The 16,708-nt window shown below is 48.5% G+C and carries 10 protein-coding genes; 5 read left to right on the forward strand and 5 right to left on the reverse strand.

Annotated elements, in window-relative coordinates:
* Positions 1-19: 19 nt before the first annotated feature.
* The 4 genes from MKY42_RS03290 to MKY42_RS03305 all read right to left on the reverse strand — a co-directional run bounded on the left by MKY42_RS03290 (position 20) and on the right by MKY42_RS03305 (position 4,383).
* Entirely contained in the window at positions 20-1,033 is a 1,014-nt protein-coding gene (locus tag MKY42_RS03290) for a LacI family DNA-binding transcriptional regulator (protein WP_090904250.1), read from the reverse strand.
* Positions 1,034-1,163: 130 nt separating this feature from the next.
* The gene (locus MKY42_RS03295; protein ID WP_177185877.1) at positions 1,164-2,555 is read right to left on the reverse strand and encodes a sugar ABC transporter substrate-binding protein; all 1,392 of its coding nucleotides are present in this window, start codon (positions 2,553-2,555) and stop codon (positions 1,164-1,166) included.
* Between the two features lie 53 nt (positions 2,556-2,608).
* Positions 2,609-3,493: a carbohydrate ABC transporter permease gene (locus MKY42_RS03300; protein ID WP_339848508.1), complete on the reverse strand. Its 885-nt coding sequence runs from the start codon at positions 3,491-3,493 to the stop codon at positions 2,609-2,611.
* Entirely contained in the window at positions 3,490-4,383 is an 894-nt protein-coding gene (locus MKY42_RS03305) for a sugar ABC transporter permease (protein ID WP_339848510.1), read from the reverse strand. The genes MKY42_RS03300 and MKY42_RS03305 overlap by 4 nt, the downstream gene beginning before the upstream one ends.
* 453 nt (positions 4,384-4,836) lie before the next feature.
* Here MKY42_RS03305 and MKY42_RS03310 point away from each other — a divergent pair, with 453 nt between their 5' ends.
* Positions 4,837-5,193: a FlxA-like family protein gene (locus tag MKY42_RS03310; RefSeq protein WP_179261852.1), complete on the forward strand. Its 357-nt coding sequence runs from the start codon at positions 4,837-4,839 to the stop codon at positions 5,191-5,193.
* Positions 5,194-5,321: 128 nt separating this feature from the next.
* Here MKY42_RS03310 and MKY42_RS03315 read toward each other — a convergent pair whose 3' ends face one another.
* Positions 5,322-9,827: an AAA family ATPase gene (locus MKY42_RS03315; protein ID WP_339848513.1), complete on the reverse strand. Its 4,506-nt coding sequence runs from the start codon at positions 9,825-9,827 to the stop codon at positions 5,322-5,324.
* A gap of 316 nt (positions 9,828-10,143) precedes the next feature.
* Here MKY42_RS03315 and MKY42_RS03320 point away from each other — a divergent pair, with 316 nt between their 5' ends.
* The 4 genes from MKY42_RS03320 to MKY42_RS03335 all read left to right on the forward strand — a co-directional run bounded on the left by MKY42_RS03320 (position 10,144) and on the right by MKY42_RS03335 (position 16,683).
* The gene (locus MKY42_RS03320) at positions 10,144-13,824 is read left to right on the forward strand and encodes an invasin domain 3-containing protein (RefSeq protein WP_339848515.1); all 3,681 of its coding nucleotides are present in this window, start codon (positions 10,144-10,146) and stop codon (positions 13,822-13,824) included.
* A gap of 105 nt (positions 13,825-13,929) precedes the next feature.
* Complete coding sequence (locus MKY42_RS03325; RefSeq protein WP_339848517.1) at positions 13,930-14,664, forward strand: class I SAM-dependent methyltransferase; 735 nt, start codon at positions 13,930-13,932, stop codon at positions 14,662-14,664.
* 175 nt (positions 14,665-14,839) lie between these two features.
* On the forward strand, positions 14,840-15,418 hold the full coding sequence (locus MKY42_RS03330) for an RNA polymerase sigma factor (RefSeq protein WP_339848519.1): 579 nt from the start codon (positions 14,840-14,842) through the stop codon (positions 15,416-15,418).
* Positions 15,415-16,683, forward strand: coding sequence for a hypothetical protein (locus MKY42_RS03335; RefSeq protein WP_339848521.1), 1,269 nt, complete (start codon positions 15,415-15,417; stop codon positions 16,681-16,683). The genes MKY42_RS03330 and MKY42_RS03335 overlap by 4 nt, the downstream gene beginning before the upstream one ends.
* The last annotated feature ends 25 nt before the right edge of the window (positions 16,684-16,708 follow it).

Consider the following 16,708-nt stretch of genomic DNA (forward strand, 5'->3'; position numbering starts at 1 on the left):
ATATAAGGTTATATTATTTTTATCCAGTTGTACTTTTGGTTGGTGATCCAGATCCAGTAGATTCTCTCACGATGAGTTCAGGGTCGATCTTTACATTAGCCCCGCGTTTCATCGTACCCTCCATGCGTTTCAGCAGCATATCTGCAGCAGCAATCCCGATGCGGTCGGCAGGCTGCCGGACCGTTGTCAGATGGGGGTGCAGCTTGGATGAAATATACTGATCGTCATAGCCGACGATAGCTACCTGTTCAGGCACCTTGATGCCTTCTTCCATGAGGGCGTTCACGACCCCAAGCGCGATATGGTCATCGCCCGCGAACACCGCGGAAGGAAGGCGTCCCTCTCGCAGCCATTTGCGGCAGATGTCATAACCAAAATCGATTTCGAAATCACCTGTAATCATGTCGAACGGTGCCAGGTCTTTTTCCTTGAGTGCATCCAGAAAACCGCTGCGGCGCTCCCTCGTACTGCGGAACATGTTCTGTCCGCTTAAGTGCGCGATGGAGGTATGGCCGAGATCAAGCAGATGCTTCGTAGCGGCATAGCCGCCTTTGTAGTTATCGATGGTTACCGAAAAAGCATCGTTCTCCGGCTTCTGATTGTCGATGAGCACATAAGGAATATTGCGTCGCTTCAGTTCCACAATGTAGTTATCCTCTTCCATCGGGGAGAGCAGGATCAGACCGTCCACCCTGTCCTCCTGGATCAGGTAATGGGTTTCATCAGAGCCAATGCCGGTAGAGACCGAGACGGCAAGAAAATAGCCGTGAAGTGCAAGCACTTCGTTCAGCTCTTTAACGACGGTGTCGAAGAAGGAGTCCTGAAGAGTGGTCATGATCAAACCGACGATTCCTGTCTTGCCGCGAGCTAAACTCCGCGCAGCAGCGTTAGGATGGTAATCGAGTTCCTTGATGGCCTCCAGAACCTTTTGCCTATTTTTCTCTCGAACGGATTCGGCACCGTTTAAAACGCGAGAAACCGTCACGACGGACAGTCCTGATTTCTTTGCAACATCAAATATACTAACCTTCATTGTGTACTCTCCTTGCGGCAGATTTTCCGTACTTTATATTGACTTAACATTAGTATACATGTACGGAGGCTTAGCCGCGAAGCTAATTTGATAGATGTACCGCCCCTTGCGGGACGGCACAACTCTAGCGTTAACGATTGATAATTTCCATGACCTTTTTCTGAATCGTCGGCATCACTTCTTCAACGGTGTTGTGTCCGGTATCAATCGGCTGCATCTCGTTGATGAACATGTCGTTGATCTGAGAATAGTGGGTGATCAGGTGGTTATAGGATTCAAATCCGTATTTTACAGCACCTTCGTAAACCTTCTTCACATCTGCTGGATCGATGCCATCAAAATGCTTGTAATAGGTTTCGGCAGCCTTCGTATTTACAGGAGGGTTGCCACCGCTCAGTTCGATGGATTTTTCCTGAATCTCGTCGCTGACCAGATACTTGATCCATTCAAAAGCTTCCTTCGGATGTTTGGAGCCCTTCAGAATCAAGAGCGGATCGACGAAAAGTACACTGCGGACCTTGTCATTGCCGCCGGCAGGTACTGCAGCCACGCCAACCTTGAAAGGGAAGTCATTGGAGCCCGCAAGGCTCCATGAGCCGCTGACGGTCATACCCACCTTGCCGGTTACGAACGCATCACCGTTTTGCCCCGCTACGCTTTTGCTCCATTCCGTTGTCGGAGACACTTTATCTTTTAAGATCAGGTTGAACAGCTTGTTATAGGCTGCGATGACTTCCGGCGAATCGAAATGAGTCTCGGATGGTACACCGCCGTTGGTCCAGGTATCCTCGGAGTAGGGCTCAGCTCCGAAATAGAGCGGGCGCATATCGCGCTCGGACCATGTGAAGTCAACGCCATATTGAGTTTTGGCAATATCATTGGATACATGCGTCATTTGCTTCGCATCTTCAACCATTTTGTCAAACGTCCAGCTCTTGTCCTCGTAATCGCTTGGAGGATAAGGAACGTTGGCTGCGTCGAACATGTCTTTGTTGTAGAGCATTAGAGAGACGTACATGTTGACCGGGATACCGTAGACATGGTCTTTGACGGTATAGATTTTCATGAGATCATCCGGGATGCTGTAGTCAGATGCTTTAAATCCGTCTTCCTTAATCATGTCGTTCATGTCGAGCAGCATGTCTTTGTTGTAATACTCCGCAAAACCGCCGTAACCATAGTGGCTTGTGACATCAGGAGATTTGCCGCCGGCAATCAGCGTTTGGAGTTTACTGTCGAACTGCTCGTAAGGAGCTTTCTCGACTTTTACCTTAATATTCGGATGTTGGGCTTCAAAATCCGGAACCAGCTTTTCGATAAAGGTGCGATCCTCGGAATCAATGGTGTAGTGCGTTATGGTGACTTGCCCTCCTGAGGAGCCGGAGTTAGCGTTATCGCCATCGTTACCGGTTACGATATCTCCCGCAGATTTGCCGCCGCTACAGCCGGACAATGCGAATACGACGAGCATGCTGGTTGCAAGCAAAAGTGTAAAAGACTTTTTGATCCTTAGCGTTTTCATGAACTACAGTCCCCCATATATTCAAGTTTTTTGCCGCCCCTGCGGCGGAGCCTTTACTTGATGCCTGTAAGTACAATTCCTTCTACAAACCGCTTCTGGGCTATCGCAAACAGAGTCACGATCGGCAGCATGGCGAGCACGGAGGCAACCATGAGCAGATGCCATGGCGGGATTCGGAAACGCGAAGATGTGAAGGAAGACATACCGACCGGAAGCGTAAACTTATCCGATGAGCTTAAATAGAGCACAGGTGTCAGAAGATCGTTCCAGCTGTAAATGAAAGCAAAGATTGCAACGGTTGCAAGCGCGGGACCGGACAGAGGCAAAGCGATCTGTCGCCACATCCGGAACTCGCTGCAGCCATCAATGCGTCCGGCGTCAAACAGCTCATCCGGCAGGGTGGAAAAGAACTGTCGCAGCAAAAAGATGTTGTATGCCGAACCGAAAAATGCAGGGACAATCAGCGGCAGGAAGGTATCGATCCAGTTCAGCTTGGAAAAGAGAATGAACTGCGGGATCATAATCGCCGGATATGGAAGCATCATGGTGCTGAGCATGAGCATGAACCACAAGTTGCTGCCCTTGCCCCGATATCTGGCGAAGCCATAGCCTGCAAGCGCCGACGAAAACAGGGTGCCCAAAACGGTCAAAATGCCGATAATGAGACTGTTCATATACATTTGACCGAAGTTCAGCGTGTCGAAAATTTCTCTGTAGTTACTCCACTGCCAGGACTCCGGCAGAAAGGTCGGAGGAAACGTCAGCAGTTCCTTCTTCGATTTCAGTGAGGTCGAGACCATGAAAAACAAAGGGAGGAGCATGAGAAAGGTGGTGACCACAAGGGCAATGAAGCTGGCAATGCTAACCGCATCGATTTTGCGCCGGCGTTTATTTACAGAAGGTGAAGCCCCTGGTCCGGCAGTCGGAATCGTACTCATTTGCCCCCGCCTCCTTCATAGTGAACATACCGGTTCGAGAGTTTGATAATGAGCGCCGTAAACGCCATGACGACGATCAGCAGCACCCAAGCGAGTGCCGAGGAGTAGCCTGCCCTGTATTCCTTGAAGGCGCTGGTGTAGAGGTTGTAAACGTAGAACCAGGTCGAGTAGTTTGGACCCCCTTGGGTCATTACATACGCCTGAGTGAATACCTGGAAGGAATCAATGACGCCCATAATCAGCTGGAACAAAAGCACCGGTGAAATCATGGGCAGCGTCACGTTCAGGAAAATTCGGAAGCGTCCCGCACCGTCAAGCTTGGCGGCTTCCACGAGACTTGAAGGAACGCCTTGAAGTCCTGCAAGGAACAGGATCATGCCTGAGCCCACCGTCCAGAAGGACATAATCATCAGAGCATAAAGCGCATAATCAGGGCTCATGAGCCAGGCTGGGCCGCTAATGCCGAACCAAGATAGCACGTAATTGAACAGACCGATTGATGGGTTGAAAATCCAGTACCACAGCAAGGACATGGCGACGCCGGATACCATACTCGGAAAATACATGGCCGTGCGGAAAAACCCGCGAAACGGTATTTTTGCATTGAGCAGGAGCGCGAATCCAAGTGCCAGCAGCAGCTGGATCGGTACACTGATAAAGGTATAGCGCACCGTTACGACAACAGATTTCCAAAACAGGTCATTTTGAAACATTTCTTTGTAATTCGCGAGTCCGACATATTTCGGCGGGTGGATAATGTCATAGTCCGTGAAGCTGTAATAAAGGGATGACAGAATCGGATACAAGGCAAACACGAAGAAACCGATAAGCCATGGAGAGATGAAGAGGTACATGTAAAATGTCTGCCGCCGGCTTTCGCGATGGGTCACATAAACACCAACCTTTCTATCGGGTATAAAGTTATAACGCTTTAACTTTCAGAGTTGAGTTTCCCATAAATAAAAGGTTTCACATGATGTTATTTAATCTAAAGTTAAAGTGCTTTAACTTTATTATCCGGACTGATGACAATATCATAGTGGATGGTTTCTCATTTATCAACCCTTTTTTTGGATGGTTGTAAGCGCTACCTTCATGGATGCTGCCGAATTTCTTTTAAGAAGCCTGACGAAGGCTGATATAGAAAGATCTGGGACGGATTTTAAAACGTTCGGAAATTCATGAAATTTCTTGTGAGAAATTTTCACGAAAGGACCTGGTAGCTTTGTCAGAAGAACTAGAAATGGCCGACAGCCAATCATTCAGCAACCTTTCAGTTGAAATTAACGTGCCTTTCGTCTGGATGGGATATAGTGGAACCAAGAAAGAGGAGGAGATCAACGATGAATATTTCTTCTGCAGCAAGTTCCACGACATCCTACATATCCACATCTTCATCCAGTTCGAACAGCACAAGTGAGTTGGAAAAACAAAAGACGAAGCTTGAGGCCGAATTGGAAAAGGTACAATCCAGCAAGAACGATGAGAAAACCAAGGAGACCAAAACGAAGCAGTTGCAGCAGCAAATCAAGCAAATTGAAGCTCAAATCTCACAGCAAAGCTCCCAGAGCAGCGGGGCAACAACAACCAAAGAAGCACCGCCGGCCAAACCACCAACCCATGGCCTGCAAGCAGCCTCCCCGCAAGAAATTGCAAATGCATCAACGGACAGCAATGGCCGATTTGACATTCGGGTCTAAGATATTGAAATAAACCGAATTAATTCATGAATTTTTCTATATAGCAATAAATATCCCCGATCATTACATGATCGGGGATATTTATTATGTGAGACGAAAACGAAAATGATATTTAAGCTCAGCAAAGCTCATTCGAGCAGATTAAGCTCCTTGGCCTGAGCAATAGCTTTGGTACGCCGGTTAACTTTGAGCTTGGCAAAAATATGTTTGACGTGGACCTTTACTGTACCCATCGCAATGACCAGATGCTCTGCAATTTCCTTGTTGGACAATCCGGCTGCAATCAGTGCAAGCACCTCCAGTTCGCGTTCCGTGAGCGGCTCTTCAATCAAGGTCGAAAGAGAATCTGTTCCTTTCGCGATGTCTGGCGAAGACTGAGAAGGATCAGATGTTTCATGGGAATGGTGAAGCAAGCCCATCAGGATAACATGAGACGCCATCGTCACGAGTACAGAGTTGTGCTCCTCATGGAACACGCCTCGTGTGAGCCTGTTTTCCAGGTAAAGAACGCCCAGCAATGTGCCATGAACCGCTACAGGAATACACAGAACCGATTGCGGCTGATGCTTCGACATATAAGGATTGTGTATGAGCCAGCTATCCTCGCCTCCGTTATAATAAACCCTTTCCTGGGTGCGGAACACATAGCGAATGATGCCTTCCGGCAACCGGTTCATGTCATGAATGATTTCATTAGAGGAGGAAGAGGAACTCTCCATATCCGCATAACCCTGTATGAAAAAGGGCTCTGCACTGCCTGTCAACAAGGCCCCTTTGCTTGCACCTGCATAGATCAGGATGGATTTCATGATGTCTGCCACCACAGTATCCATTTCCGTCTGACTGGACGTGTCCTGCATCGTTTGCAGGAGAGGAGAGAGGCCAAGGCGGTCTATGGCAGCAAGCTGATCCGGGAAGGAGGCAGATCGCATACTTTGCTCCATCTTCTCCATTTTATCGCTGCTATCTGAAGGGGGCAGGGAGGTGTGTGAAGCATGCTCCGGCTCTAGTTCCTGGTGCCAGTGCTGCTGCAATTTTTTCAGTTGAGTTACTTTGATAGGCACCTCCCACTGCTCATATCCCTGAATGGAAGATTGCAAATAAAAAGAAGCGCTCTTCCGCTTGCCCTGATTCTCATAGTGAGTAGCAGCAATCTCGCTGGCGAGACTGGCGACCCTCAGATCGCCCCGCTCCCTGGCTTCCCGGATGCATTGATCATACAGATGCTCAGCCCTCTGCATATCCCGCGAGACACGAGCAAGCTCAGCCTCAAGCAACAGCAGCCTGGACTGGTAGTTTACTGGACTCCATGCCGCCCATTGGCGAAAACGACGTATATTTCGATTGAAACGCCGCTTGAGGGTCGACCATGTGGACCTTTGATGGGGCTGGATACAGGCGGCCACCATGGCGAGTGATTCATAGAACAGGCATTCCGGCAAATGGGGCAGATGCGTCGCATAAATTTCATGGGATCGGGCTTGCCTCGCCCATTGCATCGCTTCCTCGTAATGACCGAGCAGATAACATAGCTGCGTTTTGTAGGAATTATATTGAAACAGAGTGGTGCCAGATGTCTCTTCCCCCGATATCCGCTCCAGAAATTCATTTTCATCAAAATGGGCACGGCTGAATGAGTCCGGTGCACCTGTCTTTCCTTGAAGGGCAAGGATATATTGCTGATAGAGGTAAATGTTTTGCCTTACAAATTCATCCTTTGTCGTCTCCAGCACCGTCAGATAATCGGCAAGGATTTTGGAAAATTGCCCAAGGGGTGCCCTTGTGTATAAAGAGTTTACATGTGCGCCGATGGCGTAGCTGGCAAATATATAATCCCCTGAATTCATGCCCATCTGGATGGCATCTTTCAGATACATATCCCCTTCCCTTGCATCCCCGACAAACTGGCACAGTACACCGCCAAACATCGTATAGGTTCTGCTTTGAATGGATGGAATGTTGTAGCGGTTAGATAATTCCATCCCGACCTTGCCCATGGCATATCCTCTTTCAAATTTTCCCAACGCAATGCCCTGAAGCAGGCCATAGGCCGAATAAACTGCTGCGGAAACCGGCGTGTTTCCATATTGAAGAGAGAGCTGAATGGCCCGACACATGAGCAGAAAAAAAACTTTTTTATTGGTGAAGAAGGTTGAGGGGGTAATGGCAAAAATCAGATTCATGGCTGAAATTCGTTCCTGATCTTGCATTTCCTCCAAGTGAGTCAACTGCTCGTATCGATTTTGAAGCATCCATTCTATTCGTTTGCTTTCTATAAACAGCGTGAATTTCCCGGGATTAGGCGTGATGGAAATCCGAAGGTCATGCAAACATTCGAGGCCAAGGGCGGTGCCTTCCGAATATTTTCCCTGGTTAATATATTGCATAATTCGAATCATCTGTACTTTGCTCCGCTCGACCGGATTGCGCGCACGTTCAAGCAAGAGTTCAATCTCCTGTTCGGATTGCGCATGGTGGCCGCATAAATATTCGCATTCCGCCCTTTGGATATGTAATTCAAAGCACGTTTCAAATGCCATTTCCCAATATCCCGCTGGGAGTAGCTCAATCGCTTGCCTGAAATAACCTAACGCAACATCGTGGGCGGAGGCTGATTTGGCACGGTGACCCGCATCCGCATTCAATTGTACGAGCCGCAGAATCTCCTGTGGATCTGCTATTCTGGCGGAACCACGATTCAGATGATGAACCTTCTCATAGGTGTGCTCTTCATTCTCCGGGTACAGATCCCTCAAACAACTGCCAATTCGGAGATGAAGGGCTTGTCTGGAGGTGACATCCATGGAGCTGTAGATCTGCTTCTGAATATGGTCATGAGCGAATTTGAATTGTTGATCGGTGGTAGGCATAATCATCCCTTCGGCAACGATCATGGACCATAACGGAAGCAGCACTTCGGCGTGTTGGTTCACCACCAGGGCAATGAATTTAGGATGAAACGTGCTGCCTACACAAGCTGCCACCTGAAGAAGCTCCTGAGCCTCCTCGTTAAGCCGGCGCAGTTTAAGTGTGATCAGATCCTGAACCGAGTAGCTAAGATTATGCTCAATAATCTGCCCAAGGTCCCACTGCCAATGGCGGTGCTCTTCATCATACAGCAGTGTTTGATCGTCCTGGAGACGAAGCAGAATTTGTTGAAAATGAAACGGGTTTCCACCCGATTGCTGATACAGCAATTCCGTCAATGACTGTGTAGCATGTGTATCGCTGTTTAGCTTCGCCGTCACGATTCCGTTCATATCCTCCAGACCTAGCGGACTGAGATGGATATGTCTGATGACCGCTTGCAGGGCAGCGCTTCCGTCAGCCTGATATCCGGGCAGCTGACTCACGTCGGTTTCCGCCTGACGATAGGCGCACACAATCATCAAATACTGGGATTCCGGATCACAGAGCAAGGCATCAATTAATTGAAGAGAGGAAGAATCCGCCCATTGCACATCATCGATAAATAACACAAGCGGACATTCCCTGGTTGCGAGTGTCTGTACAAATTTGCGAAAAGCATGGACGAACCGTTTCTTGGATTCATTGGCAGGCAGTTCCTCTACAGCGGGTACTTGGCCCAATATCATGTCGGCTTCAGGGATAATGCTCGTGATCACTCCTGCGTATATCCCCAATGCTTCGCGCAGCTTGTGTCCCCACTGCATAGAGGCTTGTTTAGTCTCTCCGAGCAAATGGCGAATAAGTCCACGGAACGCCTGAATAATCGGCTGATAGGGGCTTTCCATGGATAACTGCTCGAATTTTCCGGTGATATAGAAAAATGGTCTTGCATGCTGTTCATTGCGGAAGACCTGGTGGATCAGGCTTGTTTTGCCCATTCCAGCTTCGCCTGCAACGTACATCATCTCGGTTGAGCCTAAGCAAGCGGAATCGAAAGCCTGAATGAGGACTGACATTTCATGCAACCTTCCATGGAAGTCCGACTCTGTGAGAAGTGTATCCGCAGATTGTCCAATACGATCCAGATCAGCGAGCAGATAAGCTGTGTTTGGATAGCGAGAGTCCGGATTTTTCTCCAGCAGCTTCATCACGATGGATTCCAGCGCATCTGATCCATGTATTCCAGACAAATTTAAGGGGGAGGGGCTTTGTGCGAGATGCAGATACACCCATTCAAGTGCAGTATTAGCGAGAAAAGGAAGTCGACCTGTGAGCATTTCGTAAAAAATTGCACCAAGGGAATAAAGATCGCTCCGCTCATCAATTTTTCGCTGCATTCTGCCTGTATTTTCAGGCGAGCAATACGGCAGAGACCCTTCGGGTATACCGCTCTCAATCGGGTGTGGGCGTATATAACCTTCCGCTGAACGCAGCACCGTACAACCGGAAGTATTCAAAGAAACCTCGTAACCATTATTCAGCACGTCGATGTGCTCAGGCCTTAGATCCAGATGTAGGGTCTGCAGTCGATGAACATTCCCGACACAGGATACAATGGCTCTCGCCAGAGGGAGAAACACTTCAAGCTTCATGGGAGAATAATGTTCAATGAATTCTTTGAGGGTTATCTTAGGTGCATCGTTTCTTATCCGATCCAGGGGAAGTCCTTCTTTTCCTGAATCTCTATCTTCTGTTGCATGTTTAATAATGTTAATTCCTGTCATGGCTGTGCACCTCATACATCAACATACTAGCTATTAGGTCTTATTGTAATGGAAGATCAGTCCACGTTACAGACCAAAAGAATAATTATCGAGCAATTATTCCTTATAATGATTCCCTTATCATATCCCGCTTTCAAGAAGAACTCTATACCTCCATGGGATTAGCATTTCAGCGTTGGTTTGCTGAGGATTAGGTATAAGATACCCCTTTGGAGGTATGGCCTAAGAGAACGGTCCCATTTTATGTTATTGGGTACGTGGGTATAGTTCACGGCATGAAGCAAGCGAACAGCAACGATTAAGAAGGGGGATATGAATGAACAGTTGGAACAAGGGAAAGAAATGGTTGATCCTGATTCTATGTATTATGGTTGCAACAGGGGGAGCATCAGGTGCATATGTGATGGCTGACTCGCCTGAGGTCCTGGATCAGGAGCAAGCGAGTTGGTCGGGAAATTCATTTGTTAATCGGGATTATCCCAGATATCAGACGTTTACTCCGGCTATAACAGGCAATCTGAGCAGGATTGATCTGAACATATTCGATAGTTATAACGGTTTGGGTGCCATTCAGATTAAAATTTATAAGGAAAGTGACCTGTCCACCGCAATTGCTGAGGCAAAGACTGTTGTTAACTATGCGTCAGGCTGGACATCTGTTAATTTTTCCGGAGAGTCTGCTCCTTATATAAAAAGGGAAACCCAATACAGAATGATCGTATCTACCGAAAATGGTGGGTCTAATATCGGTTTTGGGTGGTATATGGGTTCTGGTAATCCTTATCCGAGAGGCTCTTCCCCGGCTGCTAATTATGATTATTCCTTCAGAACGTACATGATTGCCGATTACTCGATATCTATGGAAGAGAGCCGCATTGTGAGTACACAAGCCAGTTTGATCGCAGATGGAACGAGTCAGAGCACGATCACGGTGACTTTGAAGGATGCCCAGGGCACCCCGCTTACCGATGGCGGTGAGTCGGTGGCGATTACATCGACACTGGGCACGGTCAGCGCCGTGACGGATAACCAGAATGGCACGTACAGTGCAACGTTAACCGCACCGACGACTGCAGGCAAGGCGACAATCAGCGCCACAGTTGGTGGGAAAGCGCTGACCGCAACGAGCACGGTGAATTTTGTACCCGGTACTCCGTCACCAACGAGCAGTGTATTGGAAACGTCCAAAGCGTCTTTAACCGCCAACGGAACGAGCCAGACCGCGATTAAGGTGACGTTAAAGGATGCGCAGGGCAATCGGCTGACGAGTGGAGGCGAGTCTGTGGCGATTACATCGACACTGGGCACCGTCAGCGCCGTAACGGATAACCAGGATGGAACGTACAGCGCAACGTTAACGGCCCCAACAACCGTGGGTACGGCAACGATCAGCGCAGCCGTTGGGGGAAATGCATTAACCGCAACGAGCACGGTGGAGTTTGCTGCAGGCTCTTCATCATTAGTGAGCAGCGTATTGGAAACGTCCAATGCGTCTCTAGTAGCTGATGGAACGAGCCAGACCGCGATTAAGGTGACGTTAAAGGATGCGCAGGGCAATCGGCTGACGGGCGGAGGTGAGTCGGTGGCGATTACATCGACACTAGGCACCGTCAGCGCCGTAACAGATAACCAGGATGGCACGTACAGCGCAACGCTGACGGCCCCTACAACCGTGGGTACGGCAGCGATCAGCGCAACCGTTGGGGGAAATGCATTAACCACAACGAGCACGGTGGAGTTTGTGCCAGGACCGGTGAGTTCGTTTCAGTCTACTGTGACAGCAAAAGAGTTGGTTGTGCCAGCCGATGGACGCAGTGCAGCCACCATTCTGGTGAAGCTTACCGATAATTATGGCAATCCGTTGCCAGGTCAACAGGTGCTACTTCAGGCTGACGGCGGCGCATCTGTCATCCATGATGCCTACGGCTGGACTAGTCAGGATGGAACTGCTGTTTTTCAAGTCAGCAATACAGCGGCAGAGCGAGTCACCTATGCTGCACGATCGGTAAGTAGCGAAGTGGTGTTGGATCAGACGGTGGAGATTGCGTTTGTATATGAGCAGCCTCCAAAGATTGAATTGCACGCTGACCCTGCCGATCCTACTTTTGACAGTGTGAAGGTCACCGTAACGGCAACGGCTTATGGGCAATTGAATAACATCTCAATGATTAAATGGGCGGCAGGTGCTCAGTCCGTCTCCTATTTTGATACGCAGGGTACAGAAATTACCGATCATTTTGAAGTGCAGGAGAACGGTATTTATGCTGTGTATGTGAAAGATGCCGCAGGCAATGCGAATGTGAGTCAGATTGATGTGCAGAACATTGTGAAGAAGAGCAGCAACGGCAACCTGTCGGACTGGAAAGTTACGGGTGTGGGGGGCGTGCTTGCCCTGAATTTCGATCAGGGAAAAACAACCTATACCATTGAAGCCACTCATGCTGTGAATGGTCTGAGCATGGTAATGACCGTTGCTGATTCATATTCAGTGATAGATGTAAACGGTCAGCCGGTAACCAGTGGATCAAGTACAGTCACGTATCCACTTGTGGTCGGGATGAATACATTCAACGTGCGTGTTACAGCACAGGATCAGTCTGTGCAGACGTACCAACTGAATGTAAATCGTGCCGCGGCCAGCTCAATCCCTGGCCCGACACCAACCCCGAATCCGGGCTCGAATCCGAGTCCGTCTGGCTCAACAAGCGCTGCGAGTCATCCGAGTGATTCCTCGCTGGCGACGTCGGTACGGATCAAAATAAATGATCAGGAAGTATCAGGGATCGCCAAGCTTCAAGCTGATGAGAGCGGAAAGAAATTCGTTGAAATCGCAATGGACATGACTACCTTGAAGAAGGTGCTTGATGGAGCCTCCGCTGAAACGGTCAGCGCTATTTCCATCGCTTACGAGCAAGCGGTGGCGAAAGTCGTATTGAAGCTCCCCGCAGATGCTGTAAAGCTGCTTGTAGGCAAAGTAGCAGATATCACGTTGGTTAGTGCCTATGGGCAGTACCGTCTGCCACTATCTGAACTGGTCCTTCCGAAATCTGGCGTGTCCGGGGATACGGAAGCTCGAATCACGATTGAGCTTGGCGATGCTGAAGCAATAACCGGACTCAAGGATGCAGCCATTAAAGGGGCGCTTCAAATTGCAGGCCATCCGGTGGATTTCAATGTGCAGGCCATTCGGAATGGTGTAGCAACAGAGGTAAACCAATTCAGCCGATATGTGGAAAGGGCAATTTATTTGCCTAGTGATCAGGAAAAGGTCACAACTATTATGGTATGGGACGAGGCGCAGAAGGAATTACGTCCTGTACCAACCCGGTTCGTGGATATAAACGGTCATCCGGCTGCTATTATTCAAAGTCTCACGAACAGTGTATATGTCCCGGTATCCAGGACGTCTACATTAACCGATATCAAAAACCATTGGGCTTCGGCGGAAATCAGCAAAATGAATGAGCGGATGATTGTCCAGGGTATAAATGGCAGCCGATTTATGCCGGATGCATCTATTACCCGGGCCGAACTTGCCACTATACTGGCCAGAGCTCTTGGTCTTCCGGATGCTGATGCAGTGCAAGGAGAGGGTGAGGCTGGCTATAAAGACGTAAGTTCTTCAAGCTGGTACAGCGGGGCTGTTGCCACGGTTAAGGCTTATGGAATGATGGATGGCTTCGAGGATGGGACCTTTAGACCCGAACGGGAAGTATCCAGACAAGAAGCCATCGTGACCCTAGTGAGATCCATGCAACTGGTTAAAGGCTCTACATTAACTGTTCAACCTCAGGCGCAAGTGGACTTGTCTCTGTATGCCGACAGCCATCAAATTGGAAGCTGGGCCAATGCTGCTATGCAAACAGCGATTCAAATAGGTCTGGTGAAAGGGTACGGAGAGGAGCTTCGTCCACAACGCTCGTTAACTCGTGCCGAAACAACGGTGCTGTTATATCGGATGCTGCTTCAAACCGAATTCATTGATGGATCAATGTAAAATAAGTATAATCTGGCGGGCCTTTGGGCTCGCCTTTTTTAGTAAGATCACCATTTATATGGTAGAGTGAATGTATTATTTTTGCAGCGGGAGGTATCGCCAATTATGAAGCAAAACAAATACGATGAAGCCGAGTTTTTCGGCAATTACAGTCAGATGGCTCGATCGACCCAAGGGCTGGAGGCCGCTGGCGAGTGGCATGAACTGCAAACGATGCTGCCTGCATTAAAGGGTAGAAACGTACTGGATTTGGGGTGCGGGTTTGGCTGGCACTGTCGATATGCACGTGAGCAACAGGCTAGTTCTGTGGTTGGCGTGGATTTGTCTGAAAATATGCTGCAGCGGGCACGCGAGATGACGGATGATCCTCATATCGAGTACCAGCGCATGGCGATTGAGGATATTGATTTTGCACCCGGACAATTTGATGTGGTGATCAGCTCACTGGCTTTGCATTATATCGAACGTCTGGATCAGGTATACGCCAAAATCAATGCATGTCTTGTCCAGGGAGGTACTTTTGTCTTGTCTGCGGAACATCCCATTTTCACGGCGCGGGCGGAGCAGGACTGGCATTATGGACCTCAGGGTGAAATACTGCATTGGCCTGTGGATCAGTATCAAGAGGAGGGTCAGCGGGTAGCGAACTTTCTGAATCAGGACGTGGTGAAATACCATCGGACAATGGCGACTCATCTGAATGAATTGATTCAAGCTGGTTTTGTCATTCAACAGGTAGCCGAGTCCAAGCCATCTCCTGAGATGATGGAGCAGGTTCCCGGTATGCGAGACGAGAATCGTCGACCGATGTTTCTGATGATTGCCGCGGTTAAGGCTTGAGCAGCAGCTTTTGGCATCAACATGAAGTTTATAGATTTTATACTCGCCAGACCAGCGCGTTCAGTACATCTGGACCTTGCTGGTTTATTTTATTTTGCAGGATAGGGAGAAGAGATAAACGATTTGGGAACCAAATGGGATTAGACGCAGTCTTATTAAGTGAGGTGAACATCAGTTGGACTATCAATATCTGGCACACGCTCAGACGATCGACAATTACACACTTAGCAGTATGATGGATGATTACGGGAACGACGTATGGAACTACGCGTACTTTCTGACCAAAAGTACCGAGCAGGCGGACGAATTGTCACAGGAAGTGTTTATCCGGGCATATTCCGGGATCGCCCACTTTCGAGGAGAATGCTCATTGAAGACATGGCTGCTGACCATTACTAGGAACACGACATTTACATACCGAAAATCCAGATTTTTTCGCAGCAGTTTATGGGGAGAGACATTGCCAATCCACACGGAACAGGTTACTACGAGCCAGGGTGAGATGAAGCCTGAAAAATGGGTTCACCCCTCTGCCGAAGCCGAGGCGATCAGCAGGGAGCATGTTCATGAAATCTGGGACATCATCATGGCTCTGCCGGACAAATTCCGGGAATTGCTTTTGCTGCATCTGAAGTATGAGCTGACGACGGGAGAAATTGCGGAAATGCTGGGCATCAACGCAGGAACGGTCAAATCGCGACTGTCCAGAGCGAAGGCCAAAGTACGGAAACAGTGGGAGGAGCGGAGCGAATGAAACATAAGGATGACGAATGGGAAAAAGTAGTCAAACAGGAGCCGTTTGCGGCGTCTCCTTTTACCGAGGAGCATAAGCAGAACGTACTTCGCCAGGTAGCCTGGCTCAAATCGGGATCTGCACAGGAAATGAGCGATGTTAAGGATAAGTCCGCCGAGCCAAAAAAACTGCCCAATCCACACAGACGTGGTCTTCGCTCCCGCAGAGCCGTTATGGCGTGCACGACGATTGCAGCCGTGGCAGCGGCGGTCATTCTCTGGAACGGACAGCTTGTGGAGCCTGTGATTGAAACAGTGTATCCCACAGCAGCGCTGCAATATACGGATGATGCCGGCATGAGCCTGCTCACAGACAAGATGAAAAGGAATGTAGCCGTCACGATGCGAGACTACCTTGGCAAACAATTACGTATAACCAAAGTGCAGGACTTGCCTGTGTCTGGAAGAGTGTCCGTCGAGGCTGGAAAAGAAGGAGATGCAGAATATGCGTTGATCTGGCTTGATGCAGCAACAGGCAATCTGCGTGAGGTTCAGATGAGACGAGAGATGGCAGCTAATGAGCTGGAGCATCGTTATTTGCGTCAAATTCCGTCACTGCTTGAAGGGATAAAAAGTGACCCTACGCTAAAACCGATCTCAGCCAGACGTTATGTGAAAATGAAGCAGGGTCAGGAAAAACCAGTATGGTTCACAACAGTGTTTTTGGAGAATAGTAGGGGAAGTGGCAGTATCGAATGGACAAGGGATGAAGCAGTATCCGTTTCTGGTAGTGTGAGTTCAGATACTGTATCACAAGATTTAATAACAGAAGCCAGAATGTCGATTGAAGCCTTGTCTGGTGAGCCCGCACCTGATTTGAAAAATATAATTTTTGAACAAAATGGCAAGACGCTTGAAGATACAACGGACCTGTATTTTGGAGATCGGTATTTAGTAAGTAGAATTGGTGGGAGATTTAGCAACGGATATACAGTAATGGATTACCAGAGGGGGATTCCAGAGCTTGAAACTCGGGAAGAGTATGAGCTTTACTTTGAGAAGTTACTTAACATGAAGGAAAGTGTAATCAGGCAGAAAGCAGCACCAATAATCAAACAAATGTTCAATATCGATCTTAATCATTATAAACTTGAAAGAGATCCTAATACGCCTGGATTGGTCACATTCCGTTCAGCAGAGACAGAGGTTTACCATACTTTTAAGGTTCGATATGAAGAAGATGCACGGATTACGATGATCACAATAGATGCCAATGCCAACCTCTAAAATTTGATTTCATATGGTACAATCA

Origin of the sequence: Paenibacillus sp. FSL W7-1088 (assembly GCF_037969855.1) — a bacterium.
GTDB lineage: Bacteria > Bacillota > Bacilli > Paenibacillales > Paenibacillaceae > Paenibacillus.

Excerpts from the sequence above, each read along its gene's own strand:
- MKY42_RS03290 (WP_090904250.1), bottom strand. The coding sequence starts at position 1,033 with ATGAAGGTTAGTATATTTGATGTTGCAAAGAAATCAGGACTGTCCGTC.
- MKY42_RS03295 (WP_177185877.1), bottom strand. The coding sequence starts at position 2,555 with ATGAAAACGCTAAGGATCAAAAAGTCTTTTACACTTTTGCTTGCAACC.
- MKY42_RS03300 (WP_339848508.1), bottom strand. The coding sequence starts at position 3,493 with ATGAGTACGATTCCGACTGCCGGACCAGGGGCTTCACCTTCTGTAAAT.
- MKY42_RS03310 (WP_179261852.1), top strand. The coding sequence starts at position 4,837 with ATGAATATTTCTTCTGCAGCAAGTTCCACGACATCCTACATATCCACA.
- MKY42_RS03315 (WP_339848513.1), bottom strand. The coding sequence starts at position 9,827 with ATGACAGGAATTAACATTATTAAACATGCAACAGAAGATAGAGATTCA.
- MKY42_RS03320 (WP_339848515.1), top strand. The coding sequence starts at position 10,144 with ATGAACAGTTGGAACAAGGGAAAGAAATGGTTGATCCTGATTCTATGT.
- MKY42_RS03325 (WP_339848517.1), top strand. The coding sequence starts at position 13,930 with ATGAAGCAAAACAAATACGATGAAGCCGAGTTTTTCGGCAATTACAGT.
- MKY42_RS03335 (WP_339848521.1), top strand. The coding sequence starts at position 15,415 with ATGAAACATAAGGATGACGAATGGGAAAAAGTAGTCAAACAGGAGCCG.